The sequence below is a fragment of the Arachnia propionica genome, assembly GCF_003859805.1.
GTDB classification, from domain to species: Bacteria; Actinomycetota; Actinomycetes; order Propionibacteriales; family Propionibacteriaceae; genus Arachnia; species Arachnia propionica_C.
In genome coordinates this window covers 1-21,677 of sequence record NZ_RQZG01000017.1, presented here as the reverse complement: position 1 = coordinate 21,677, position 21,677 = coordinate 1, and the positions used below count along the sequence as shown (strand labels likewise).

Genomic DNA, 21,677 nt, shown 5'->3' with positions numbered 1-21,677 from the left:
CAGAGGTCAACTTGTTGTTGACCGAGAAAGGCATCCCATGCGCAAGCACCTGTCCCTGCTGGCGGCCTCGTTGGCCGCTGCCATCGCCCTGACCGCCTGCGGTGGGGCCGGGAAATCCGACGACACCACCTCGTCCAACGGCGAGGAGAACACCAGGATCGTGGTGGGGGCCAGCCCGGTCCCGCACGCGAGGATCCTGGAGTACGTCCGCGACAACCTGGCGGCCAAGGCCGGGATCGAGGTCGAGATCCGGGAGTTCGACGACTACGTGCTGCCGAACTCCACCCTGGCCGACGGCACCCTGGACGCCAACTACTTCCAGCACCTGCCCTACCTGGAGGCCGAGATCGCCGACAAGGGCTACAGGTTCTCCCACGGCGAGGGGATCCACATCGAGCCCTACGCGCTGTTCTCGTCGAAGTTCGGCAGCGCCGCGGAGGTCACCGACGGAGCGACCGTCGCCATCACCAACGACGCCTCCAACCAGTACCGCGCACTGAAGCTGCTGGAGAAGGCCGGGCTGCTGACCGATGTCACCGAGGGCACCTCCGTGCTGACCCTCACCCCGGAGCAGAACCCGCGTGGTCTGACGTTCGAGGAGAACCAGCCGGAGATCATCATCCAGGTCAAGGACGACCCCGCCGTCGACCTGGCGATCATCAACGGCAACTTCATCCTCACCGCCGGGCTCAGCACCGAGGGTGCCCTGGAGGTCGAGGAGGTGGCGGGCAATCCCTACGCCAACTTCCTGACCTGGCGCACCGATGACGCCAAGCCCGCGGTGGCGAAGCTCGACGAGCTGCTCCACAGCGACGAGGTGAAGGAGTTCATCAGGTCGCAGTGGCCGAACGGCGACGTCACCCCCGCCTGATCCCTTCCTGAACGACGATCCCCGCACCCTGAGGTGTGCGGGGATCGTCGTGTGTCAGCGGAACCGGGGGAGTCTGCCGTAGAAGATCTGTTCGGGGCGTCGCCACCCGGTGACGGGCACATGTCGGTGCTCCGCGAAGTCGCGGAAGAACCGCGCGGTGACGGGCAGGAAGAGCAGCACCGTCGAGAGGGTCGCCAGGCCGACTGCCACGAGGGCGAGCGGACTGAACGTCGCCGCCGCCACGCCGGTGGCGACGATGGCCGAGAGTCCGGCCCAGCGGGAGAAGGCCCAGCCGTTCCATCCCTGGAACCCTGCCCAGCCGCAGGCGCCGGCGGCGAGGAAGGCGATGAGTGCCAGCACCCCCTCCAGGGTCAACGACAACCACTTTCCCGGGTCGGGGGCGATCCACTCCACCAGCAGGGCGGAGGTGGGGTACTCCGGGGGGTGGACCGCCAGCCACCAGTGACGGCCGTAGAACACGGCGATGACGGCCGCGGCCAGACACATCACCACCAACGCGACGGTGACCGTCCACGGTCGCGTCGGCTCCCCGGTGCGCTGGGAGAGCCTCAGGTGCCCGTTGGCCCGGGGCAGTGGCGGCAGGGTGGCGATCTCCTTGACGGGAACCGCAGGTGTGGGTGTGGTCATCGCGGACCAGACTACTCGGCGACCGGGGCAAGACGCCTGGCCGCCAGTTCGGCCAGCAGCGTCGCGCCGTCGGCGACCACTCGGTCGTCGAACCGGGCGTGGGCCGAGTGGTTCATCGGGGCCGAGGCCGGGTCCAGTTCCGGCGGACAGGCGCTCAACCCGATGAAACTGCCGGGTGCCGCCTGCAGGATCCGGGAGAAGTCCTCCGCCGCGGACAGGGGATGTTCCCAGCGCACGTGCCGCTGCTCACCGAAGAGCTCGGCCACCACCGCAGCGACCTCCCGGGTCGCCGCCTCGTCGTTGACGGTGACGGGGTACTGCTCCACCCGTTCGAAGGTCACGTCGACGCCGTGCGCCTCCGCGATGCCGGTGAACAGGGCAGGCAGCAACTCGGCCACCCGGTTGCGGGCCTCGTCGGAGAAGGCCCGGAAGGTGCCGTGGAACTCCGCGTACTCCGGGATGACGTTGTGCGCGGTGCCCGCCCGGACGTGCCCCACCGTGACCACCACGGGATCGAAGATGTCGAAGCGACGGGTGACCAGCTCATGGGTGGCGGTGATCATCTGGGCCATCGGGGCCACCGGGTCGGCGGCCCGGTGCGGGGCCGAGCCGTGCCCGCCACGCCCCAGCACCTTCACCCGGAACTCGTCCGAGGAGGCCATCACGGTGCCGAGCTTGGTGGAGAACACCCCGCACGGATCCATCGCGGACCACACGTGGATGGCCCAGGCCGCATCGGGGCGGCGCCCCGCCGCATCCAGCAGGCCCTCCTCCAGCATGTAGCGGCATCCGTCGACACCCTCCTCACCCGGCTGGAACTGGAAGATCACGTCCCCGGCCAACTGGTCGCGGTGGGCACACAGCGCGCGTACCGCTCCCACGAGCAGCGCCATGTGCAGGTCGTGCCCACAGGCGTGCATGTTCCCATTGGTCGAGGCGAACGGCTCCTGGGTGAGTTCCGCCACGGGCAGGGCGTCCATGTCGCCGCGCAGCAGCACGACGGGACGTTCCCCGTCACCGGGCGCGGTTCCCCGCAGCACCGCGACGATGCTGCTCACCTGACGTCCCAGGGTGATCTCCAACGGCAGCCCGGCCAGGGCCGCCAGGACCCGGGCCTGGGTGTCGGGCAGGTGGAGCCCCACCTCCGGGATCCGGTGGAGGTCACGGCGCAGGGTGACCAGCTCGTCCTCGATGCCTGCGATGTAGTCACGAATGCTCACGGACGAATTCTCTCATCGACCGGTCCGGATGTCGTCCCGTCAACACCGGGGCTTTCTTCTAGGATGGAGGCATGGAATCCGCCCCCGAGCCCTACGTCGTGCTCCGGCAGTCGGCCTTGATGTTGAAGTGCTCCGACCTGGAGCCGGTCCTGCGCGACATCCGGATGCAGCTCGACCCCTCGGCGGCCGACGGTGTTCCTGCCCATCTCAACCTGCTGTACCCCTTCACCACACGCCTGTCGGTGGAACAGGACGACCGGCTGGACCAGGTGCTGCGTGACTTCGGGCGATTCCAGCTCGAATTCGCCACCACGGCCTGGTTCGGCACCGACTCGGTGTACCTGCCACCGCGTGACCCGGTGGTGCTGAACAATCTCGTGACCCGCATCCGTGACGTGTTCCCGGACCACCCGGCCTTCGGGGCGGTTCCGGAGCGTGCCACCCCACACGTGACCATCGGCAAGCGTGCCCCGCTGGAGGCCCTCAAGGCCGCGGAGGTGAAGGTGCTGAAGCACCTGCCCGTCGTCCAGCGCTGCACGACGGTCGAGCTGTGGTCCGGGCCGCCGCCCGGCACCGGGGCATGGCGACGTCACCGTACCTACAGCCTCGGCTCCTGAGACCTGGACGGCGGTGCCCCGGGATCTTCCCGGGGCACCGCCGTCGTCGTGATCGGGGATCAGGCCTTCATGGAGCCGGTCTCCAGGAAACGGACATGCCAGCTGAGTGCCGTCGCCAGGTCGTGCGGGGTGTGCTGCCCGTTGGCCTTGGTCGCGGCCAGCTTGACGTACTCACGCAGCGGTTCCTTGAAGTCCGGGTGCGCGCAGTTCTCGATGATGACCTGGGCGCGCTGCCGCGGGGCCAGGCCGCGCAGGTCCGCCAGCCCCTGCTCGGTGATGATGACGTCGACGTCGTGCTCGGTGTGGTCGATGTGGCTGACCATCGGGACGATCGCCGAGATGGCCCCGCCCTTCGCCGTCGACGGGGTCACGAAGGCCGAGAAGTAGCCGTTGCGCGTGAAGTCACCGGAACCGCCGATGCCGTTCTGCATCCTCGAGCCCATGATGTGCGTGGAGTTCACGTTGCCGTAGATGTCGGCCTCGATCATGCCGTTGCAGGCGATGACCCCCATGCGGCGGATGGCCTCGGGGTGGTTGGAGACGTCCTGTGGGCGCAGGATGATCTTCTTGGCGTACTCCGAGGCGTTCTGGTTCATCTTCTCCGCGGCCTCGGGGGACAACGAGAAGGCGGTGGCGGAGGCGACCAGCAGCTTGCCGGAGTCCAGCAGGTCCACCATGCCGTCCTGGATCACCTCGGTGAAGGAGGTCAGGTTCTCGAACGGGCCCTCAAGCAGGCCGGCGAGCACCGCGTTGGCGATGTTGCCGACCCCGGACTGCAGCGGCAGCAGGTTCTCCGGCAGCCTGCCCTGCTTGACCTCGTTGCCGAGGAAGTCCAGCAGGTACCCGGCGATCGCCAGCGAGTCGTCGTCGAGTGGCTTGAACGGGGTGTTGCGGTCCGGCGCGTCGGTGACGATGATGCCGACGACCTTCTCCGGGTCCACCTTCATGGTGAGTCCACCGATGCGGTCACCGGCGTGCTGGATGGGCAGCGGGACCCGCTTCGGCGGCAGCTCACCGATGGGGTAGTAGATGTCGTGCATGCCGTGGAGGCCCTCGGACTGCCACTCGTTGACCTCGATGATGACCTTGTCGGCGTGGTCGACGTAGGTGCGGTTCATGCCCACCGACGACGACGGCACGATCTCGCCGTCCTCGGTGATGGCGGTGGCCTCGATCACGGCCAGGTGCAGCTTGCCGAGGAAGCCCTGGCTGACCTGTGGGCCGACATGGGACAGGTGGATGTCGGTGTAGTAGGAGACGCCCTTGTTGATGGCGCCTCGCATGTCCGGGTCGGACTGGTAGGGCTGCCGGTAGCCGACCCCGCCGGTGGCCGCGAGGGCGCCGTCGAGCTCAGGTGCGGTCGAGGCCCCGGTCCACACGCCGACCTTGAACTCCTCGCCCCGGTCGTGGGCGGCGGTGATGCGTTCGGCCAGGGCACCCGGGAAAGCCTTCGGGTAACCGGAACCGGTGAAACCTGAGAAACCGATGTTCCAGCCGTTCTCGACGATGGCGGCGGCGTCAGCTGCCGACATGACCTTGGAACGGAAACCCTCATTGCGAATCCGACCTGACATGTTCCCTCCTTGGAAAGTTTCACGTGGGCACAAGACTAGTGGTTCGACATCCGCCAGGCACGTCAGGGCAGGGTGAGGGCGGCAACCGCGTCGAGACGCGGGAACGAGATCACCGCGTCGGCCTGGGCGGCGGTCAGTGGTTTGGCGCAGTAGGCCACCCCGAGGCCGGCAGCCGCGAGCATGGCCAGGTCATTGGCACCGTCGCCAACCGCGACGGTGAGCTCGCGTGGCACACCGTGCCGGTCGGCGAAACGCGCGAGGTCGCGGGCCTTCTGGGCGCGGTCCACGACCACTCCCGTCACCTGGCCGGTCAGCACCCCGTCCCGGACCCCCAGCCCGTTGGCGTTCCAGAAGTCCAGCCCCAGGTCCTCGGCCAACGGTTGCACCAAGGGGCTGAAGCCGCCGGAGGTGACACCGATGACGACCCCCGCGTCGTGGAGGGCGGTGATGAGTTCCCTGGCCCCGGGGGCGAGGGTCATGCGGGGCAGCACCTCGGCCAGCACCGAGACGGGCAGCCCCTCCAGCGTGGCGACGCGCTGCCTGAGAGAGGTCTCGAAGTCCAGCTCACCACGCATGGCGCGTTCGGTGATGGCCGAGACCTCGGCCCCGGTGCCGGCGTGCTCGGCGATGAGGTCGACCGCCTCGGTGGTGGTCAGTGTCGAGTCGACGTCGCACAGCACCAGTCGGGCGGGTCGATCGGCCAACGGGCCGGTGATCACGGCGCCGGAGAGTCCTGCGTTGAAGAGGTCCAGCCGGAGCTGCTCCGGGTCCTCCAGGTCCAGGGTCGCGGTGGCCAGCACCCCGAACGGGGCCTCGCGCCACTCGGCGTCGAAGGGGAGCGGAGCGGGCTGCGGATGGAGGGCGACGACTCGGGCTCGCATGGTGCAACAGCGTAGCGAGCCCCTGGGTGCTGTCAGTCGGACTGCGCAGGTCTGGACACCGGTGTGGACACAGGAGGGCGTGGTGATGATAACGTTGCCATCATCAAGAACGCGGGGCGAGGATCACCCCGTCAGCGTCCATCACGGGCGCATCGGACGTCGGCACACCGGGGTGTCACGGACCCGAACTCCCAGGCCCGGATGAAGGCGAGGTGCCAGCCATGAACCACCACCGTTGTGACCAGCCTCACCGGGGAGGAGCATGATGATGCCGGGACCGACCCGGACGAGAAGCCTCCGGGAGCCCCTCGGCGACAGGGGTTTGCAGGTGGGGCTCGTCGTGGTCCTCGTCATCTTCGCCATCTCGATCATCTACCCGCTGGTCTACGTCGTCAGCGCGTCGTTCTCCGACTCCACGGCGGTACGTTCCGGTGAGGTGGTCTTCCTCCCCGTCGGTTTCGGCCTCGAGGCCTACCAGGCGCTGTTCGACTCCCCACTGCTGCTGCGCAGCTTCCTCAACTCGCTGGCCTACGCGGCCGCGGTGATCCTGCTCGGAACCGCCATGACGATGATGGCCGGCTACGCCCTGTCCCGGCAGGACCTGCCGTTCCGCAGGATCCTGACCTTCTTCTTCATGCTCACCATGCTGTTCAGCGGCGGCATGATCCCCACCTACCTGCTGGTGCGCAGCCTCAACCTGCTCGACACACCGTTTGCCATGGTCCTCCCGGCCGCCGTCAGCGTGTGGCAGCTCATCATCACCAAGGCGTTCTTCGAGACCACGATCCCGCACGAGCTGCTGGAGAGCTCCCGGATGGACGGTGCCAACGACCTGACGTTCTTCTTCCGGATCGCACTGCCGCTGTCAATCCCGATCCTGGCCGTCAACATGCTGCTCTACGGTGTGTCGACCTGGAACGCCTATTTCAACGGGCTCATCTATCTCACGGATGAGACGCTCTACCCGTTGCAGTTGGCGATGCGGAACATCCTCGTGCAGAACACCTTCGACGCGGCCAAACTGGCCGAGGCAGATCCACAGAAGATCGCCCAGATGCAGGAGGTCGCGGCGAAGCTGAAGTTCGCGCTGATCGTCGTCTCGAGCATTCCGCCGCTCATCGCCTACCCATTCGTCCAGAAACACTTCGTCAAGGGCATGATGCTCGGATCGGTCAAGGGGTGAGGACCATGGACCAGAACCTTGAACAGCTGACCACACGCAAGGTGCCACTCATGCGTCGGGTGCTGCGGGCCTGGCAGCTCTACCTGTTGCTGCTGCCCGCCGTGGTGTGGGCCATCGTGTTCCTCTACGTCCCCATGTACGGGGTCCAGATCGCCTTCCGCGACTTCAGCCCGTTGACCGGCATCTCGGGTGGCGAGTTCGTCGGGTTCAAGCACTTCGAGCGTTTCTTCGCGAGCAACAACTTCTGGCCGCTGCTGTGGAACACGATTTCACTCGCCCTCTACGAACTGATCGCCGGATTCCCCATCCCGATCATCCTGGCACTGGCCCTCAACGCGCTGCGACACAAGTACTTCAGCCGCTCGGTGCAGCTCATCACCTACGCGCCCAACTTCCTGTCGGTGGTGGTCGTGGTCGGCATCGTGATGATGTTGCTGGACCCCAGCACCGGCGTGGTGCCGAAACTGCTCGACTCGATGGGCATCGCCCACTCCAACTTCCTCACCGATCCCGACTGGTTCCGCCACATCTACGTGTGGTCAGGGGTCTGGCAGACCGCCGGGTTCTCCGCGATCATGTATCTCGCGGCCCTGACCAGCGTGCCACCCGAGTACCACGAGGCGGCCAAGGTCGACGGTGCGTCGCTGTTTCGTCGTATCATCCACATCGACCTGCCGGCGATCATGCCGATCGCGGTCATCCTGCTCATCCTCTCCACCGGGAACATCCTCTCCATCGGCTTCGAGAAGGTGTTGCTGCTGCAGAACCCCCTCAACCTGGGCGTCTCCCAGGTGATCGACACCTATGTCTACGAGGTGGGTCTGAAGTCCCCGATCCCCCAGTACAGCTACTCGACGGCGATCGGCCTGTTCAAGAGCGTCGTCGGGCTCGTGCTGCTGCTCACCGTCAACTGGTTCGCGAGGCGCACCACCAGGAGCGGTCTGTTCTGAGACTCCCCACAGAAACTGAAAGGGAAGAAGAAATGTCAATGTTGCAGAAGATGTCCAGGCGCACCCTCCTGGCCGGGGTCGGCGGTGTCGCCGCAGCGGCCGTCGCCGGGTGTGGTGGCGGTTCCGGTGGCAAGAACGGTGCGGCCGGCACCAGTTCCTACACCCCGGGCAGCGCGTCGTTGAAGGTCCAGCTCGGCAAGGAGATCGAGGGGGTCCTCTATCCCGAGGGCTACATCGGTCCGCGGGCGCGGGAGTTCAAGCCCTTCTCGGACGGATCCACCACCTTCCGCGTCGTCGGTCGCCAGTTCCCCGACTTCAACCTCGAGACCAACGCCTTCTCCAAGCACCTGGAGGAGGCCACCGGGATGAAGGTGGAGTACCAGACCATTCCACCGGGTGACGACGGTGCCCCCAAGCTCAACGCGATGATCACCTCCGGGGACCTGCCGGATGCCTTCATGACCGGCCCCAAGTGGATGGGTGGTTTCTCCCGCTCCCAGTTGTGGGCCTACGGCAAGCAGGGGCTGTTCATGGACCTCAACCAGCTCGTCGACGAGTACATGCCGGAGATGCTGGAGATGTTCAAGGCCAACCCGAAGCTCCGCGAGGTCATGACCACCCCGGACGGCACCCTCTACGCGCTGCCTGCGGTCAACCAGTGCTACCACTGCAAGTCAGCGCCCTCCCGCACCTGGATCCACACCCCCATCGCCGAGGAGTTCGGGGTGGCGACGAGCAACGGGGTCGAGACCATCGACGACTTCGAGAAGCTGCTGCGTGACATCAAGGCGGCACACCCGGATGTCGTGCCGCTCAGTGGCTGCCAGGAACTCCCGCCCATCGCACTGGTGTGCGCCGCCTTCTTCAACATGGGCTTCGAGAGGCTCCGCCGGGTGGACGGGAAGCCGTTCTTCACCCCGATGGACGAGAAGTTCCGTGAGGCGATGGCCTTCATGAACAAGCTGGTCAAGGACGGGCTCACCAATGAGGCCGCCTTCACCCAGACCAAGGAACAGCTGGTGCGGCTCGGCATGGATCCGGCGGGCAGCAAGGTCGCGGTGGTCGCCGGACAGTCCCAGAATGACTTCGCCACCGTCGAGCTGACCGATCCCAACTCCCGGCACCGTCAGTTCATCCCGTTCAAGCCGTTCACCGGACCCGATGGAACGGCCGTCGTCGGCTGGTCCTACGACCCGGGTGCCGTCGTCGGGCTCATCATCCCGACCAAGGCGCAGAAGCCGGAGGAGATCGCGCAGTGGGCCGACTACCAGCTCGGCCTGGTGTCCACCCTCAACATGCGCCTCGGTCCCGACGACAACTGGACCTGGGCCGCTGAGGGTGAGACCGGGATCGACGAGCGCCAGGCCATCTACAAGGTCACGACCCCGGCCCCGAAGAACGGTGTCTGGTGGGAGTGGTGCACCTACAACCTGGTGCTCGACGTGCGCCACGGCGAGGCGGTCGACGACGCCACCTCCATCGAGCCGGAGCTCTACCGGGCGGGCAAGATGTACGAGCCCTTCGCGATGAAGGAGGAGGAGTTCTTCATGGAGCCCTTCTTCGACGAGACCCAGGCGGCTGAGATCGGTGAGCTGCTGACCAACATCGACAACGCCTACAAGCAGGGGATGACCAACCTCGCCCTCGGCAGGCTCGACCCGGAGTCCGACGCGGACTGGGAGTCCTACAAGTCCTCCCTCGAGTCCGCCGGGGTACCCCGCTACCTCGAGATCCTGGAAGCAGCCGACAAGGCCTGACCCGAGATCCGGCTCCCCCTGCCGTGACCGCGGCAGGGGGAGCCAACCTGTCCGACAAGGAAGACCATGACTGACAACCACCCGATGCCGACCCCCCAGCAACTCGCCTGGCAGCGGATGCGGCTTGGAGTGTTCCTCCACTTCGGCATCAACACCTTCTTCGGAGCGGAATGGAGCGACGGCACCCTGCCCGCCGAGGCGTTCGACCCGAGTGCGCTCGATGCGGACCAGTGGGCGGAGACCGCTCAGGCCATCGGGGCGAGGTACGCGGTGCTGACCGCCAAGCACCACGACGGTTTCTGCCTGTGGCAGACCGACACCACGTCCTACTCCGTCGCCTCCTCACCGTGGCGCGACGGGAAGGGGGACGTGGTCGAGGAGTTCGTGACCGCATTCCGGCGTCGGGGCATCGCCGTCGGCCTGTACCTCTCGCCCTGGGACCGCAATGCCGGGTGCTACCCGGATGCGGCGGCCTACGACGAGTTCTACGTCAGGCAGTTGACTGAGCTGTGCACCCGGTACGGCGACCTCGTGGAGATCTGGTTCGACGGAGCGGGGTCGGAGGGCAGGCAGTACGACTGGGACAAGATCATGACCGTCATCCACGAGCACCAACCCGATGCGATGGTGTTCAACATGGGTGTCCCCACGATCCGTTGGGTGGGCAACGAGGACGGGATGGCCGCCGATCCCGTCGAGTACGCGACCACGGTCCTGGACCTCAACAACTACGGGGACGAGACGATCTCCCAGGAGGTCGAGCGCTACCTGCCACCTGAATGTGACGTCTCCATCCGGAGGGGCTGGTTCTGGGCGGAGGAGGACGAACCGAAATCGCTCGAGCACCTGATCGGCATCCACTACCGCTCCGTCGGGATGGGGGCAGGGCTGCTGCTCAACCTCCCGCCGGACCGTCGCGGTCTGATCCCCGAGGAGGACGTCGCGCGGCTGCTCGAGTGGCGGCAGGAACTGGACTCCCGGTTCGGTGCACCGGTCGAGGCGGAACTCACCAGGATCGACGGAGGCTGGCGGGCGGTGCTGCCGCCCGGGACCCGGTTCGACCACATCGCCCTGGAGGAGGACTACTCCCGGGGGCAGCGCATCACCGGGCACCGGGTGCTGCTCGACGGGCGGGAGCTGGCAGCCGGGTTGACGGTGGGGGAGCACCGGCTCCACGCGTTCACCCCGGCCGTGGCCGGTGAGCTCGTCGTCGAGGTGGAGGGCGATGAGCCGCGTCTGGCGCGACTGCTGGTCTTCGACACCGGGGGCAGGAAGGCCGGTGAGCTGGACTACATCGCTCCGACCGTGGAACCGGATGCGAAGGGGGCCTGAGGTCGCCACGACGGTGTTCCGGGGCGCTCCGGGAGAGGCAACGGCCCGTCCGGTGCGCCGGACCTGCTGACGAAGACGAACCGGTGCCGAGGCCCGCCCGGGGTGTCGACCGGATCAGGTCGCGGCCTTGCCGAGGGTGACCCGGATCTCCTCGGTGGTGCCGCCGCGGAGCACCGCCAATGTGACCTGCTGCCCCACCTCGTGGTTGCGGATCAGGGCGACGAGGGACTCCGTTCCGGTGACCGGGGTGGTGTCGACGGCGGTGACCAGGTCGCCCGGGGTGAGCCCGGCATCGGCGGCGGCCGATCCGGGGGAGACCTGGTCGATGCTCGCGCCCAGCTGGGTGCCCGCGGCACCGTCGCGGGCCGTGACCCCGAGATGGGCGTGCTCGGCGACGCCGTTCGCGATGAGCTGCTCGGCCACGTACCTCACCTGGGCGGCCGGGATCGCGAAACCGATCCCGATGTTGCCGGTCTGGCCCTGCGAGGACGGCAGTGAGGCGATGGAACTGGTGATGCCGATGAGAGCCCCGGAGGCATCCACCAGTGCGCCCCCGGAGTTGCCCGGGTTGATGGCGGCATTGGTCTGGATGGCGGCGGTGACCACGGAGTCGGTGGTGACCGGACGGTTCAGGGCCGAGATGATGCCGGTGGTCACGGTGTCGGACAGCCCGAGCGGGTTGCCGACCGCCATCACGGGCTGCCCCACCGTGAGGGACGCGGAGTCGCCCCACTGGATCACCGAGAAGGTCGCCGGAGGGTCGTCGAGCCGGATCACGGCGAGATCGGTGGACGGGTCGGTGCCGACGACGCTGGCCTGGTGGCTCCGGTCGCCGATGGTCACCGCGATGCGGGCCCCCTGACCGGCTCCGGAGACCACGTGGTCGTTGGTGACGATGTGGCCGCTCGCGTCGATGATGACCCCGGAGCCCTGACCGGAGCCAGAGCTGCCGTTGACCTGGATCGCGACCACCGCGTCCTGCACGGCAGCGGCCGTGGCGGCCCAGTCAGGGGTGGTGGCGGAGGCCTGGACCACGGAGGTGGCCACGGCCTGTGTGGCGGGGCTGGCGGGCGCGAGGTACTGCGTGGCCGCCAGGGAGGCACCGGCTCCGATCCCGGCGGAGAGCAGGGCCAGTGCCACGATCCCTGTCGCCCCGATCCCAGCCCGACGCGGTGCCGTGGGGATCGTCGGGACCGGTTGCTGGGGTCCGGGGAAGGAGAGGGGTGGCTGGGGGAACTGGTGTGGGTGCTGGTTCATGGATGCTCCTTGGATCGGCTGCATCCACTCAAGACCTGATTCCTGTGAGCTCCCTGTGAGTTGCCTCCGGCTCAGCTGTGGGTCTCGGTCATCATGCCCGGACAACCCCCATCCAGGCAGCGTCACCACCCAGGCGCCGCCATCTCGTGGAGACCCTCTCGTGGCCGCCATCTCGTGGCCACCCTCCGGTCAGCGCCACCAGAGCCGGGCACGAATCGCCGTGCTGCGTGTGTGGCAGCGTTGACATCGGCGTCTCGTGCAGGCAACCCGCCAGTTGGTGCTCGTCGGTGATCGGTCAGCGATCGGTCACGGTGAGTGTGTAGTGGCGGTTCTGGGCGACGACACGGGTGCGGCCCAGCCGGGAGTTCAGTTCGCGACGCCAGGGCAGGTGGGAGTTGAACACGCACCAGAACCGGCCACCCGGGCGGAGCACCCGCGCCGCGTCGTCGAACATCTGCAGTGTGGGCTCGGAGTCCTTCGCGACGCCCTGGTGGAACGGGGGGTTGGTGACGATGACGTCGAAACTGTGGTCCGGGTACTCGGTCAGCCCGTCGCCCCAGTGGATGTCGATCTCCAGGCCGTTCGCCTCGGCGGTGGCGTGGGTGGCGGCCGTCGCGGCCCAGGAGACGTCGACGGCGGTGGTGGTGAGACCCTGTCGCGCAAGGACCGCGGCGATGACGCCGTTGCCCGAGCCGAGGTCCAGGGCATCCCCGCCCTCGACCTCGAGGTGATCCAGCAGCAGCCGGGTGCCGTCGTCGATGCGGTTGCCGTTGAAGGTGGCCCCGTGGGCGGCCAGGGTGAGTCCGAGGTCGTCGTGGCGGCGCAGCTTCGGCCAGGGGTTCTCCAGCTGGTTCGGGCCCCACGCCCGCAGCACGCGGCTCTTCGCCCGTCCCAGGGAGGCGTTGACGGCGGTGAAATGGCGACCCAGCACCTGGTTCATGGAGTGGTTCATGTGCTTGACGCGGGCCCCGGTGAGGAACATCACGTCCGCTGCGCCCTGGAGCCAGCAGCAGTGCTCGTCGAGCGCCGCCAGTGACTTCGGCAGGTGCCCCCAGGCCAGATCGACGCCGCTCAGCTCGGCGGGATGATCCACCAGCAGGTCAGCGCGGATCGACTCGACGACCTGGGCCTCCCGCACGTCGTCGCAGAAGACCCGCACGTCGTCGGAGCGCTCCAGGGCGGCCGCCACCAGCCCGGGGGCGTCGATGACGGCCAGGGCGTCGGCGCGCTCCGGGGACTCGTCCAGGATGAGGGGATCGACGGGGTGAGACATGGGGAAATCCTCTCATGGTGACGGGAAGAGGAGGACGAACCGTGGGAGGTGGAGACGTCGGACGATTGACATCGTGCTGTCGTCGTTCAGAGGTCTGCAGGCCCCAGTTCCCTCAGGGAAGAGAAACCATCGGGTCAGGCATGAGCTCCGGCGACACAACACTCTTCGGTGTCGTGTCGCTGATCTTCCCGGCCGTCGCGCACTGGATGATGTTCGAGAAGGCCGGTGCGGCGGGGTGGAAGTGTTCCACCCCGTTCCGCAACGGCTGCACGGCCCTCAAGATCGCCCGGGGAAATGGTTGGTTGTCCCTGCTCAGCCCCATCGTCACGATGATCCTCGGCTTCGGGGACGCCCGTTACCGGGGGTCGCAGTGCTGAGCTGAACCCCGACCCCACGAACCCGCCCAGGCCTCAGGTCCGGGCGGGTTCGTGCATCCTGGGCAGTGGACGGAACCAACGATCCGCCCTTGCCGTGGCACTCACCAGCGCCCCGGTGAGGGAGTCGCGGACCAGCAGGTCACCCTCGGGGAGGAGATCGACGCAGACCCCGACGGGGTTCCCGGCGGGGTCCCACTGCAGCATTCCCCGCTCCGTCAGGGCGACGATCCGCTCCGGCTGCACCCAGTGGAGCACCGATGCCTCCCCGGACCAGCAGTGCTGGCGCCGGCCGTCGAGGTCGAGGACCACCAGACCGAGATCGCTGGCGGCCACGATGCGCTCCCCGTCGGGGCTCCAGGCGGCGCTGTGCGGGTGGGGGAGTGCGAGGTCACCCACCTCGAAGGAGTGGGCATCGAGGATGCGAAGCCCCATGAATTCTCCGACGGCGAGCAGCCGCGTCCCGTCGGGGCTCCAGATCAGGTCCGGGATGTCACCGAGCGGCTCGAAGCGGTGCAGGAGTTGCCCGCCCCGCCACAGGCTCACCAGCCCCTCACCCTCCAGGCAGCCACCGTGGTCGAGGCAGGCGAGCCACCGACCATCCGGGCCGAGGATCACCTCGTCGACGGGGCGACCATCCGGCGAGGTGGTGGGATGCGGGACACAGGACGTGTCTCCGGGTGCGCTGGGAGCGCCGGTGGTGAGATCCACCCGGAGCGGGGGAGATCCGATGACGAGGTGCTGCCCGGTCACCGCCAGCGGTCGCTCCTCGATGACGGCCCTGGCCAGTCGCACGGTGTGCCCCGTCGCCTCGGTCACCACGTGGAGTTCCCGCTGCTCCGGCACGAGACGACACGTCCCGTCCGGGCTGGTGAGATCGGGCGGGGCGGGCTCGGGTCGTCTCGCCAGGCCGAGCGGGGAGCCGTCGAGCCCCCAACGGGTGAGGTCGTCATCCGAGTCGGCGACCAGCACCTGATCGGACTCCCAGAACACCCGCCAGTGCTCCGGCCCGGCGTGGCGGCGGCGCGGTCCCTGTTCCCGACGGATGTGGAGCACCTGCTCGCCCGTGGCCGTGTCCCACACCGAGGCGTGGGCGATCCCGCCGACGGCGAGGTGACGGCCATCCGGTGACCAGGCCGGTGGGTGGGGGCGATCGGTCGAGGTCTCGAGCCGGTGCCGCACCGCACCGGTTCGGCCGTCGACCAGGGCGATGGGGCGACCGGGGGAGGCCAGGGCGATGAGGGTTCCGTCAAGGCTCCACTCAGCGGTGGTCCCGCGTGGATGGTGGAGGCGGAACAGCTCCCGCATCGTCGCGGTGTCCCACACCCCGTCGCCCGCCAGCACCCGCTCGTCGTCGTGGCTGAGGGGCCGGCCGTGAACGTGGAACCGGGCCTTCGGGAAGACCCGGAGCAGCGCCCCGGTGCAGGCGTCGTGGAGGAAGAGGTCCCGGTTCACCACCAGCACCCGATCACCGTCGGCGCTCCACCACAGGTACCACCCGTCGGTGCTCCACAGATCCTCCCAGCCCCCGAGACCGGCGAGGACGCGTGGCTGGGTGGTCATGGGGACAGGATAGAGGGCCTAGGCTGGGGCCATGGACAAACGCCTGACCGACATCAGCAGGACCCTGTCCCACGCTCTCAGGCACGACCCCGGCAGCTACGGGCTCACCCTCGACGCGGAGGGCTGGGTCAGCCTCGACGACATGGTCGCGGCGTTCCACCGGAGGAGCCGCAGGGTGAGCCGCGCCGACATCGAGCAGGCCGTCTCCTCGGCGAGCAAGCAGCGGCACGAGATCCGCGACGGCCGGATCCGCGCCGTCTACGGGCACTCCGTCGCCACCCGCATCGAGCACACCCCGGCCACACCCCCGCCGGTCCTGTACCACGGCACCGCCCCGGGCAACCTGACTTCGGTGCTCTCCAAGGGTCTGCTGCCCATGGAGCGGCAGCAGGTCCACATGGCCACCGACGTGGAGATGGCACGATCCGTCGGGTCCCGCCACGCGAGCCGCCCCGTCATCTTGCGCATCGACGCCGCGGCCGCCCACGAGGCGGGCATCCGGTTCCACCGAGGAAGTGACCGGGTCTGGATGGCAGGGACGATCCCCGCCCGTCACCTCTCGGAGCTGTGAGGGACCATGGACACGCGCGAGCTGCCCGCCAACTGGTTGCGCACCGACGCGACGATCACCGTCGCGCTGGTGGCGCTGGGCTGCGTCATGGCGTGGTTCACCCACCTGACGGAGCGTAGCTTCTTCGAGACCCCGGCCTGGCTGCAGGCCGTCGGCAGCATCGCCATGACGGTGCCGCTGCTGTGGCGTCGCCGTTTCCCGCTGATCTCCGGGGTTGTGGTGGCCGTCCTCTACGTGGTGTCGGCCTACCTGACGGGCATGGAGGTGCACATCTCGCAGGTGTCGCTGTTCGTCTCCTTCTACTCCATCGGCGCGTGGTCCATGCAGCGGGAACGCGCACTGCTCGTCCGTATCCTCATCTGCGCGGGGATGGCGCTGTGGCTCGGGGTGGCCTTCGCACTGCGCATCATCGAGGAGGTCGACGGCACCGTGATGGCCCCGATCCGGCCGCTGCTCGGAGTGTTCGCGATCCAGATCGCCGTCAACATCGCCTTCTTCGCCGGGGCCTGGGTCTTCGGCGACCGCTCCTTCGACCAGGCCGTCGAGCGTGAGCAACTCCGCCAGGCCCACGCCGACATCCAGCACCTCGAGTCCGAGCTGGTGCGCGCGGCCATCGAGCAGGAACGCCTGAGGATCGCCCGGGAACTGCACGACATCGTGGCCCACCACGTCACGACGATGTCGGTCCAGGCGGCTGCTGCCAGGCGAGTGATCGCGCGCGACCCGGAGGCGGCCACCGCCTCGCTGAAGCACATCGAGGGCAGTGCTCGCCACGCCGTCGAGGAGTTGCGCACCATGGTGCTGACACTGCGTGCCAGCGACGGCAGCGATGTCGTCCCACCGACGGTCGACGACCTGCCCGAACTCGTCGCCTCGGCCAGGGCGAGCGGACTGGATGCCAGCTACGAGGCGTTCGGGGAGATACCCGAGGTCAGCCCGGCGGTCGGGCTCACCCTCTACCGCGTCACCCAGGAGGGACTGACCAATGCCACCAAGCACGCCGGGCCGGGAGTGCACGTCGAGGTGAGGCTCCGGGGTCATCCCGACCGGGTGGAGCTGGAGGTCTCCGACGACGGGTACGGGGAACGCGTCGGCCTCACGGGCACCGGTACCGGACTCATCGGGATGCGGGAGCGGGTCGAGGCCATCGGCGGGGCGCTGAGTGCAGGCACCAAACCGCGTGGCGGGTTTCGGGTCCGTGCCGAGATCCCGACGGGGGTGACAGCATGACCCGGGTGCTGCTGGTGGACGACCAGGCGCTGATCCGCGTCGGTTTCAGGACCATCCTGGAGTCCGAGCCGGGGATCGAGGTGGTGGGGGAGGCCGCCAACGGTGAGGAGGGCGTTGTCATGGCCCAGGACCTCGACCCGGACGTGATCTGCATGGATGTGCAGATGCCGAGGTGCGATGGGATCGCCGCCACCCGGCAGCTCACGGACCGGGGGTGTCGGGCCGCGATCCTGATCCTCACCACCTTCGACCGGGACGACTTCCTCTTCGAGACCCTCCAGGCCGGGGCCTCGGGGTTCCTGCTGAAGACCGCGGAGGCCGAGAAACTGATCGAGGCCGTGCAGGTGCTGGGACGAGGCGACGCCCTGCTGGCCCCCGAGGTGACCAGGCGGGTCATCGGCAGGTTCGCCGCATCGTCGGTCCCCGTCGACGCGAGGGTCGACGTGCTCACCGAACGTGAACTCGACACCCTGCGCTGTCTTGCCCGGGGACTGAGCAACGCGGAGATCGCGGGAGAGCTCTACATCAGTGCGGAGACGGTCAAGACCCATGTCTCCAACATCCTGACCAAGCTGGGGTTGCGTGACCGGATCAACGCCGTGATCTGGGCCTTCGAGCACGGCCTGGTGCCGCGTCACTGAGCCGGGGTGGTCGTGAAGTGTCGGTTTCTCGACGTTTCGCGACCACTCTGCGCCAGTGGTCGTGAACAGACCCCGCTGAGTCAGTGGCCTGCGTCCCTGTCGCGTCTCCACCACTTGGGCATGAATCGCCGTTTTGGTTCCGCGAGACCTCGTGTGAAACGTTCCAAGGTCAAGCAACCCGCCAGTTCGGGTACGCTCCTGTTCGCGCACCCTCGTGGCGCCGTCGCCTCCCCCGTGCGGGGGATACGGGATTTCACCCGCACGCGGGATGTGCGGTGACGAGGGGGAACCGTAGCGTTGAGGTCATGATCAGCGTACGGAACATCCACCGGTTCTTCGGTGACAAGCATGTGCTCAAGGACGTCAGTTTCGACATCCATCCCGGCCTCATGACCGGCTTCGTCGGCGGCAACGGTGCAGGCAAGACCACCACGATGCGGATCATCCTGGGGGTGCTCGCCGCGCAGCAGGGGCAGGTGCTGGCCGACGGCGGGCCCATCACCCCCGAGCACCGCGCGGCCATCGGCTACATGCCGGAGGAGCGGGGGCTGTACCCGAAGATGAAGATCATCGACCAGCTGGTCTACCTGGCCCAGCTGCACGGTGTGGGAGCCACGGAGGCGAAGCGTCATGGGCTGGAGCTGCTGGAGCGGCTGCAGCTCAAGGGCAAGCCGACCGACACCCTGGAGTCCCTGTCACTCGGCAACCAGCAGCGGGTGCAGATCGCGGCCGCGCTCATCCACCGGCCCTCCGCGCTGATCCTCGACGAGCCGTTCTCCGGCCTCGACCCCGAGTCCGTCGAGATCACCGTCCAGGTGCTGCGCGAGTTCGCGGCCACCGGCGCACCCGTGCTGTTCTCGTCGCATCAGCTGGACGTGGTCGAGCGGCTGTGTGACCGCCTGGTCATCATCCGCGACGGCGAGATCCGCGCCGACGGCACCCGCGCTGAGCTGCAGGCCGCGAACTCCACCCACGAGTGGGAGCTGCAGGCCAGCACCGACACCGCGTGGGTGCGGGAGACCGGCGTCGAGGTCGTCGATGTCGACGGCCGCTACGTGTGCTTCCGCACCGCTGACGAGGCCGTGGCCAACCAGATCCTGGCCCAGGCGCTGCAACGCGGCACCGTCACCCGATTCCAGCCCGTGGTGCGCAACCTCCACGAGATCTACAAGGAGATGTCGAAGTGAACACCCATACCCGTCCCAGTTTCTGGTCCACCGTCAGCATCGTCGCCCAGCGCGAGATCAAGGTACGGTTCCTGTCCAAGGCGTTCATCATCGGCACGCTCGTCACGCTCGCAGTGATGCTGGCCGTTGTCGTGTTGGGACCCCGGCTGGGGGATTTCTTCAGCGGCGGTGCTCCCAGCATCGCGGCGACGGCGGAGCACGCCCAGATCGTCACCCAGATCCCGGACGCCGAGCTGGTCGAGGTGGCCGACGACGCGGCGGCCCGGCAGGCGGTCCTCGACGAGACGGCGAAGGCAGCTGTGGTCTCCGACCCCTCCAACCCGCTCGGCATCAAGGTGCTGAGCCTGCGTGACCTGCCGACCAGCCTGCTGCAGAGCCTGTCGGTCGCTCCACAGGTGGAACTGCTGGACCCGAACGCCCAGGACCCGGCGTTCCAGTACTTCCTGTCGGTCGCTTTCGGCGCGGTGTGGATGATGGCCGGCATCACGTTCGGCATGAGCATCGCCCAGTCGGTGGTGGAGGAGAAGCAGACCCGCATCGTCGAGATCCTGCTGGCCAGCGTCTCCTCGAAGGCCCTGCTCACCGGAAAGATCATCGGCAACAGCATCGCCGCACTGGTGCAGATCAGCCTCATCGCCGCCACCGTGCTGCTGGGGCTGGCGATCAACGGCGACTCCTTGCCGGTGGGTGACCTGCTCGCCCCGATCCTGGTCTTCGTACCACTGTTCCTCCTCGGATTCGTGATGATCGCCTCGATGTACGCGGCTGCTGCCGCCCTGGTGTCGCGGACCGAGGACCTCAACAGCGTGGTGCAGCCGATGGTGTGGACCGTGATGCTGCCGTACTTCGGGGTGATCGCCGGGAACAGCAACCAGGCGTTGATGACCGCGATGAGCTACATCCCGTTCAGTGCCCCGGTGGCGGTGCCGATCCAGCTGTTCCTGGGGCGGATGGAGTGGTGGCAGGTGGGGGTCTCCGCTGCCCTGCTCGTCGCAACCACCGTCGTGGTGATCCTCTTCGCCGCCCGGGTCTACGACCGCGGTCTGCTGCAGACGGGCAAGCCCATGAAGTGGAAGGAAGCCCTGGCCAAGGCCTCCTGAACCCCGGAAGCGCTGCAATCGTGCGGAGCGTTGTGACTGTTATCGTTGCCAGTCGCAACGCTCCGCACATGTGCAGCGGATGTCGTGGCTGGGCTCAGGCGTTGGCCTTCTCCCAGCTGGCGACGGGGCCGTCGATCACGTCGAACAGCGGGTGGGGGCGCACTCCGTCGGCGGGTGGGAAGTGTGCGGCCAGCTCGGGGGAGCGCTGCTTCAGCTTGCCCGCCAGGTGCTCGGTCTCCAGGTCCAGCTGACCTCGGGTGACGGTCATCCGCAGCGACGGCTCGGTGCGGATGATCTTCGTGGCGTCGAAGCGATAGCCGCGGGCGGTGGCCTCCGTGACGAGGGCCTCGAGGTAGGTGCCGATCCCGGCCACCGGGTCGTCGAGCTCCTGGAACCGGATCAACTGCGGGTGCCGGGTGTAGCCCTTGGTCTGACCGAGCAGCACCTTCTGGGCCAGGAGGGTCTCGCGCCAGCAGGCGATGAGGGCCTGCCGGTCGAGGTGGCTGGGGTGCAATGACCAGATCCGCATGGTTCAGGGTACGGGGAAGAGCTCAGGATTTCCCGGACATCCTCTGCTGGATGTCGAGGTATGCCTTCTCATTCCTCTGCTCCGTCTCGTCGAAGTCGGAGATCGCCTCCTCGGTGCCGGAGCCGAGGATGGCGCAGGCATCGGAGAACTCGTGGAGGGTGTGGCTGAGGTCGGAGCAGAAGTTGGTCAGGGCCGCCTGGAGAGCGTCGAAACCGAAGGCGAGCAGGAGGGAGCTGGGTTTCTCGACGGCCGCTTCGGGATTGAGGCGTCCTGCTGCGGCCCCGAGGATGCCGAAGTCCTCGGAATCAGCCCAATTTTTCTTGGCGGAGACGCCGACGGCGTCCCGATTGAAGTGGAGATGGTCGGTCATGGTTGTTCTCGTCCTCAGTCAGCTCTCGGTGGCGGTGGGGGAGGGTTCTGTCGTCTCCCAGTGGAAGGAGTCGAGCATCTGGTAAATCTCGGGTGGGATCGTCTCCTCCCAGTGGGCGGGTTGCAGGGTGAAGCGCCATACCCCGTCGTGGCGGACGACGTACCAGATCTCCTGGAACCAGTGGCGCCCCCGTGTCACGCCGAGGTGGGAGAGGCCGAAGGCCTTTTCGCCTCCGATGAGTCGTTCGGGGAGGACGGTGATGTCCACTGTCTCGCGGCTGAGGAGTCGTTGGTGTTCGTGGTGGAGCAGGTCCTGGGGTTCGATGGGGTAGCTGGGTGTGCGTCCCTTGTTCATTCTTTCGTAGACGGCGTACCCGTCGCGCCGCCGGATGAAGAGGCCGGCGTCCGTGACCGTCCCCTCCTCGCTCTTGGGAAGGCGCGTCACGGCGAGCTTCTGTGCGTTGCGGTGGACGACCTCCCAGCCGTCGAGGATGGTGATGTCCCAGGGGTCGGGTTGGCGGGTGGACATGTGGACGAGGGTGGGGCTGGT

General features: G+C 67.7%; 22 protein-coding genes. 12 read left to right on the top strand and 10 right to left on the bottom strand.

Annotated elements, in window-relative coordinates:
* Positions 1-37: 37 nt before the first annotated feature.
* Positions 38-871: a MetQ/NlpA family ABC transporter substrate-binding protein gene (locus tag EII34_RS12810; protein ID WP_124845562.1), complete on the top strand. Its 834-nt coding sequence runs from the start codon at positions 38-40 to the stop codon at positions 869-871.
* A 54-nt stretch (positions 872-925) separates the two neighbouring features.
* On the opposite strand, the gene EII34_RS12805 is transcribed toward EII34_RS12810, so the two are convergent.
* Positions 926-1,519, bottom strand: a complete 594-nt coding sequence (locus EII34_RS12805; protein WP_124845561.1) for a hypothetical protein — start codon at positions 1,517-1,519, stop codon at positions 926-928.
* An 11-nt stretch (positions 1,520-1,530) separates the two neighbouring features.
* The gene (locus EII34_RS12800) at positions 1,531-2,739 is read right to left on the bottom strand and encodes a M20 metallopeptidase family protein (protein WP_124845560.1); all 1,209 of its coding nucleotides are present in this window, start codon (positions 2,737-2,739) and stop codon (positions 1,531-1,533) included.
* A 71-nt stretch (positions 2,740-2,810) separates the two neighbouring features.
* Between EII34_RS12800 and EII34_RS12795 the strand changes: the two genes are divergently transcribed.
* The gene (locus EII34_RS12795) at positions 2,811-3,356 is read left to right on the top strand and encodes a 2'-5' RNA ligase family protein (protein ID WP_124845559.1); all 546 of its coding nucleotides are present in this window, start codon (positions 2,811-2,813) and stop codon (positions 3,354-3,356) included.
* Positions 3,357-3,415: 59 nt separating this feature from the next.
* Here EII34_RS12795 and EII34_RS12790 read toward each other — a convergent pair whose 3' ends face one another.
* Positions 3,416-4,930 carry an acetyl-CoA hydrolase/transferase family protein gene (locus tag EII34_RS12790; RefSeq protein WP_124845558.1) on the bottom strand — a complete coding sequence of 505 codons (1,515 nt, stop codon included), beginning with the start codon at positions 4,928-4,930 and terminating at the stop codon, positions 3,416-3,418.
* 62 nt (positions 4,931-4,992) lie between these two features.
* Complete coding sequence (gene serB, locus EII34_RS12785) at positions 4,993-5,811, bottom strand: phosphoserine phosphatase SerB (RefSeq protein ID WP_124845557.1); 819 nt, start codon at positions 5,809-5,811, stop codon at positions 4,993-4,995.
* A 328-nt stretch (positions 5,812-6,139) separates the two neighbouring features.
* On the opposite strand from serB, the gene EII34_RS12780 reads away from it, so the two are divergent.
* The 4 genes from EII34_RS12780 to EII34_RS12765 all read left to right on the top strand — a co-directional run bounded on the left by EII34_RS12780 (position 6,140) and on the right by EII34_RS12765 (position 11,033).
* Positions 6,140-6,994, top strand: coding sequence for a carbohydrate ABC transporter permease (locus EII34_RS12780; RefSeq protein WP_260425153.1), 855 nt, complete (start codon positions 6,140-6,142; stop codon positions 6,992-6,994).
* Between the two features lie 5 nt (positions 6,995-6,999).
* Positions 7,000-7,944, top strand: coding sequence for an ABC transporter permease (locus EII34_RS12775; protein ID WP_124845556.1), 945 nt, complete (start codon positions 7,000-7,002; stop codon positions 7,942-7,944).
* Between the two features lie 50 nt (positions 7,945-7,994).
* Positions 7,995-9,701, top strand: a complete 1,707-nt coding sequence (locus EII34_RS12770) for an extracellular solute-binding protein (RefSeq protein ID WP_185711335.1) — start codon at positions 7,995-7,997, stop codon at positions 9,699-9,701.
* A 66-nt stretch (positions 9,702-9,767) separates the two neighbouring features.
* Positions 9,768-11,033 carry an alpha-L-fucosidase gene (locus tag EII34_RS12765; RefSeq protein WP_124845555.1) on the top strand — a complete coding sequence of 422 codons (1,266 nt, stop codon included), beginning with the start codon at positions 9,768-9,770 and terminating at the stop codon, positions 11,031-11,033.
* A 114-nt stretch (positions 11,034-11,147) separates the two neighbouring features.
* Here the strand turns inward: EII34_RS12765 and EII34_RS12760 are convergent, their stop codons facing one another.
* Together EII34_RS12760 and EII34_RS12755 are read right to left on the bottom strand one after the other, a co-directional pair.
* Positions 11,148-12,290 (bottom strand): S1C family serine protease, encoded by a 1,143-nt coding sequence (locus tag EII34_RS12760; RefSeq protein WP_221620300.1) that lies wholly within the window; start codon positions 12,288-12,290, stop codon positions 11,148-11,150.
* Positions 12,291-12,585: 295 nt separating this feature from the next.
* Positions 12,586-13,563: a class I SAM-dependent methyltransferase gene (locus EII34_RS12755; protein WP_124845554.1), complete on the bottom strand. Its 978-nt coding sequence runs from the start codon at positions 13,561-13,563 to the stop codon at positions 12,586-12,588.
* A 140-nt stretch (positions 13,564-13,703) separates the two neighbouring features.
* Here EII34_RS12755 and EII34_RS12750 point away from each other — a divergent pair, with 140 nt between their 5' ends.
* Complete coding sequence (locus EII34_RS12750) at positions 13,704-13,940, top strand: hypothetical protein (RefSeq protein WP_124845553.1); 237 nt, start codon at positions 13,704-13,706, stop codon at positions 13,938-13,940.
* 33 nt (positions 13,941-13,973) lie between these two features.
* Here EII34_RS12750 and EII34_RS12745 read toward each other — a convergent pair whose 3' ends face one another.
* The gene (locus EII34_RS12745; protein ID WP_124845552.1) at positions 13,974-15,500 is read right to left on the bottom strand and encodes a WD40 repeat domain-containing protein; all 1,527 of its coding nucleotides are present in this window, start codon (positions 15,498-15,500) and stop codon (positions 13,974-13,976) included.
* 31 nt (positions 15,501-15,531) lie between these two features.
* Between EII34_RS12745 and EII34_RS12740 the strand changes: the two genes are divergently transcribed.
* From EII34_RS12740 to EII34_RS12720, 5 genes are all read left to right on the top strand, one after another.
* Complete coding sequence (locus tag EII34_RS12740) at positions 15,532-16,071, top strand: RNA 2'-phosphotransferase (protein ID WP_221620299.1); 540 nt, start codon at positions 15,532-15,534, stop codon at positions 16,069-16,071.
* Between the two features lie 6 nt (positions 16,072-16,077).
* Positions 16,078-17,301, top strand: coding sequence for a sensor histidine kinase (locus EII34_RS12735; RefSeq protein WP_124845551.1), 1,224 nt, complete (start codon positions 16,078-16,080; stop codon positions 17,299-17,301).
* On the top strand, positions 17,298-17,942 hold the full coding sequence (locus EII34_RS12730) for a response regulator (RefSeq protein ID WP_124845550.1): 645 nt from the start codon (positions 17,298-17,300) through the stop codon (positions 17,940-17,942). Before EII34_RS12735 ends, EII34_RS12730 begins: the two co-directional genes overlap by 4 nt.
* A gap of 305 nt (positions 17,943-18,247) precedes the next feature.
* Entirely contained in the window at positions 18,248-19,129 is an 882-nt protein-coding gene (locus EII34_RS12725; RefSeq protein ID WP_124845549.1) for an ABC transporter ATP-binding protein, read from the top strand.
* Positions 19,126-20,229, top strand: a complete 1,104-nt coding sequence (locus EII34_RS12720; RefSeq protein ID WP_260425152.1) for an ABC transporter permease — start codon at positions 19,126-19,128, stop codon at positions 20,227-20,229. The genes EII34_RS12725 and EII34_RS12720 overlap by 4 nt, the downstream gene beginning before the upstream one ends.
* A gap of 94 nt (positions 20,230-20,323) precedes the next feature.
* Here the strand turns inward: EII34_RS12720 and EII34_RS12715 are convergent, their stop codons facing one another.
* The 3 genes from EII34_RS12715 to EII34_RS12705 form a co-directional block, all read right to left on the bottom strand.
* Positions 20,324-20,758, bottom strand: a complete 435-nt coding sequence (locus EII34_RS12715) for a pyrimidine dimer DNA glycosylase/endonuclease V (protein ID WP_124845547.1) — start codon at positions 20,756-20,758, stop codon at positions 20,324-20,326.
* A gap of 22 nt (positions 20,759-20,780) precedes the next feature.
* Positions 20,781-21,128 (bottom strand): hypothetical protein, encoded by a 348-nt coding sequence (locus EII34_RS12710; protein WP_124845546.1) that lies wholly within the window; start codon positions 21,126-21,128, stop codon positions 20,781-20,783.
* Between the two features lie 18 nt (positions 21,129-21,146).
* On the bottom strand, positions 21,147-21,677 hold a 531-nt coding region (locus tag EII34_RS12705; RefSeq protein ID WP_221620298.1), incomplete at its 5' end, for a hypothetical protein.

What these genes read in the sequence shown, in the direction of transcription:
- EII34_RS12745 (WP_124845552.1), bottom strand. Translation starts at nt 15,500, where the DNA reads ATGACCACCCAGCCACGCGTCCTCGCCGGTCTCGGGGGCTGGGAGGAT.
- EII34_RS12725 (WP_124845549.1), top strand. Translation starts at nt 18,248, where the DNA reads ATGATCAGCGTACGGAACATCCACCGGTTCTTCGGTGACAAGCATGTG.
- EII34_RS12710 (WP_124845546.1), bottom strand. Translation starts at nt 21,128, where the DNA reads ATGACCGACCATCTCCACTTCAATCGGGACGCCGTCGGCGTCTCCGCC.
- serB (WP_124845557.1), bottom strand. Translation starts at nt 5,811, where the DNA reads ATGCGAGCCCGAGTCGTCGCCCTCCATCCGCAGCCCGCTCCGCTCCCC.
- EII34_RS12765 (WP_124845555.1), top strand. Translation starts at nt 9,768, where the DNA reads ATGACTGACAACCACCCGATGCCGACCCCCCAGCAACTCGCCTGGCAG.
- EII34_RS12795 (WP_124845559.1), top strand. Translation starts at nt 2,811, where the DNA reads ATGGAATCCGCCCCCGAGCCCTACGTCGTGCTCCGGCAGTCGGCCTTG.
- EII34_RS12730 (WP_124845550.1), top strand. Translation starts at nt 17,298, where the DNA reads ATGACCCGGGTGCTGCTGGTGGACGACCAGGCGCTGATCCGCGTCGGT.
- EII34_RS12775 (WP_124845556.1), top strand. Translation starts at nt 7,000, where the DNA reads ATGGACCAGAACCTTGAACAGCTGACCACACGCAAGGTGCCACTCATG.
- EII34_RS12750 (WP_124845553.1), top strand. Translation starts at nt 13,704, where the DNA reads ATGAGCTCCGGCGACACAACACTCTTCGGTGTCGTGTCGCTGATCTTC.
- EII34_RS12740 (WP_221620299.1), top strand. Translation starts at nt 15,532, where the DNA reads ATGGACAAACGCCTGACCGACATCAGCAGGACCCTGTCCCACGCTCTC.
- EII34_RS12810 (WP_124845562.1), top strand. Translation starts at nt 38, where the DNA reads ATGCGCAAGCACCTGTCCCTGCTGGCGGCCTCGTTGGCCGCTGCCATC.
- EII34_RS12805 (WP_124845561.1), bottom strand. Translation starts at nt 1,519, where the DNA reads ATGACCACACCCACACCTGCGGTTCCCGTCAAGGAGATCGCCACCCTG.
- EII34_RS12735 (WP_124845551.1), top strand. Translation starts at nt 16,078, where the DNA reads ATGGACACGCGCGAGCTGCCCGCCAACTGGTTGCGCACCGACGCGACG.
- EII34_RS12755 (WP_124845554.1), bottom strand. Translation starts at nt 13,563, where the DNA reads ATGTCTCACCCCGTCGATCCCCTCATCCTGGACGAGTCCCCGGAGCGC.
- EII34_RS12760 (WP_221620300.1), bottom strand. Translation starts at nt 12,290, where the DNA reads ATGAACCAGCACCCACACCAGTTCCCCCAGCCACCCCTCTCCTTCCCC.
- EII34_RS12790 (WP_124845558.1), bottom strand. Translation starts at nt 4,930, where the DNA reads ATGTCAGGTCGGATTCGCAATGAGGGTTTCCGTTCCAAGGTCATGTCG.
- EII34_RS12715 (WP_124845547.1), bottom strand. Translation starts at nt 20,758, where the DNA reads ATGCGGATCTGGTCATTGCACCCCAGCCACCTCGACCGGCAGGCCCTC.
- EII34_RS12770 (WP_185711335.1), top strand. Translation starts at nt 7,995, where the DNA reads ATGTCCAGGCGCACCCTCCTGGCCGGGGTCGGCGGTGTCGCCGCAGCG.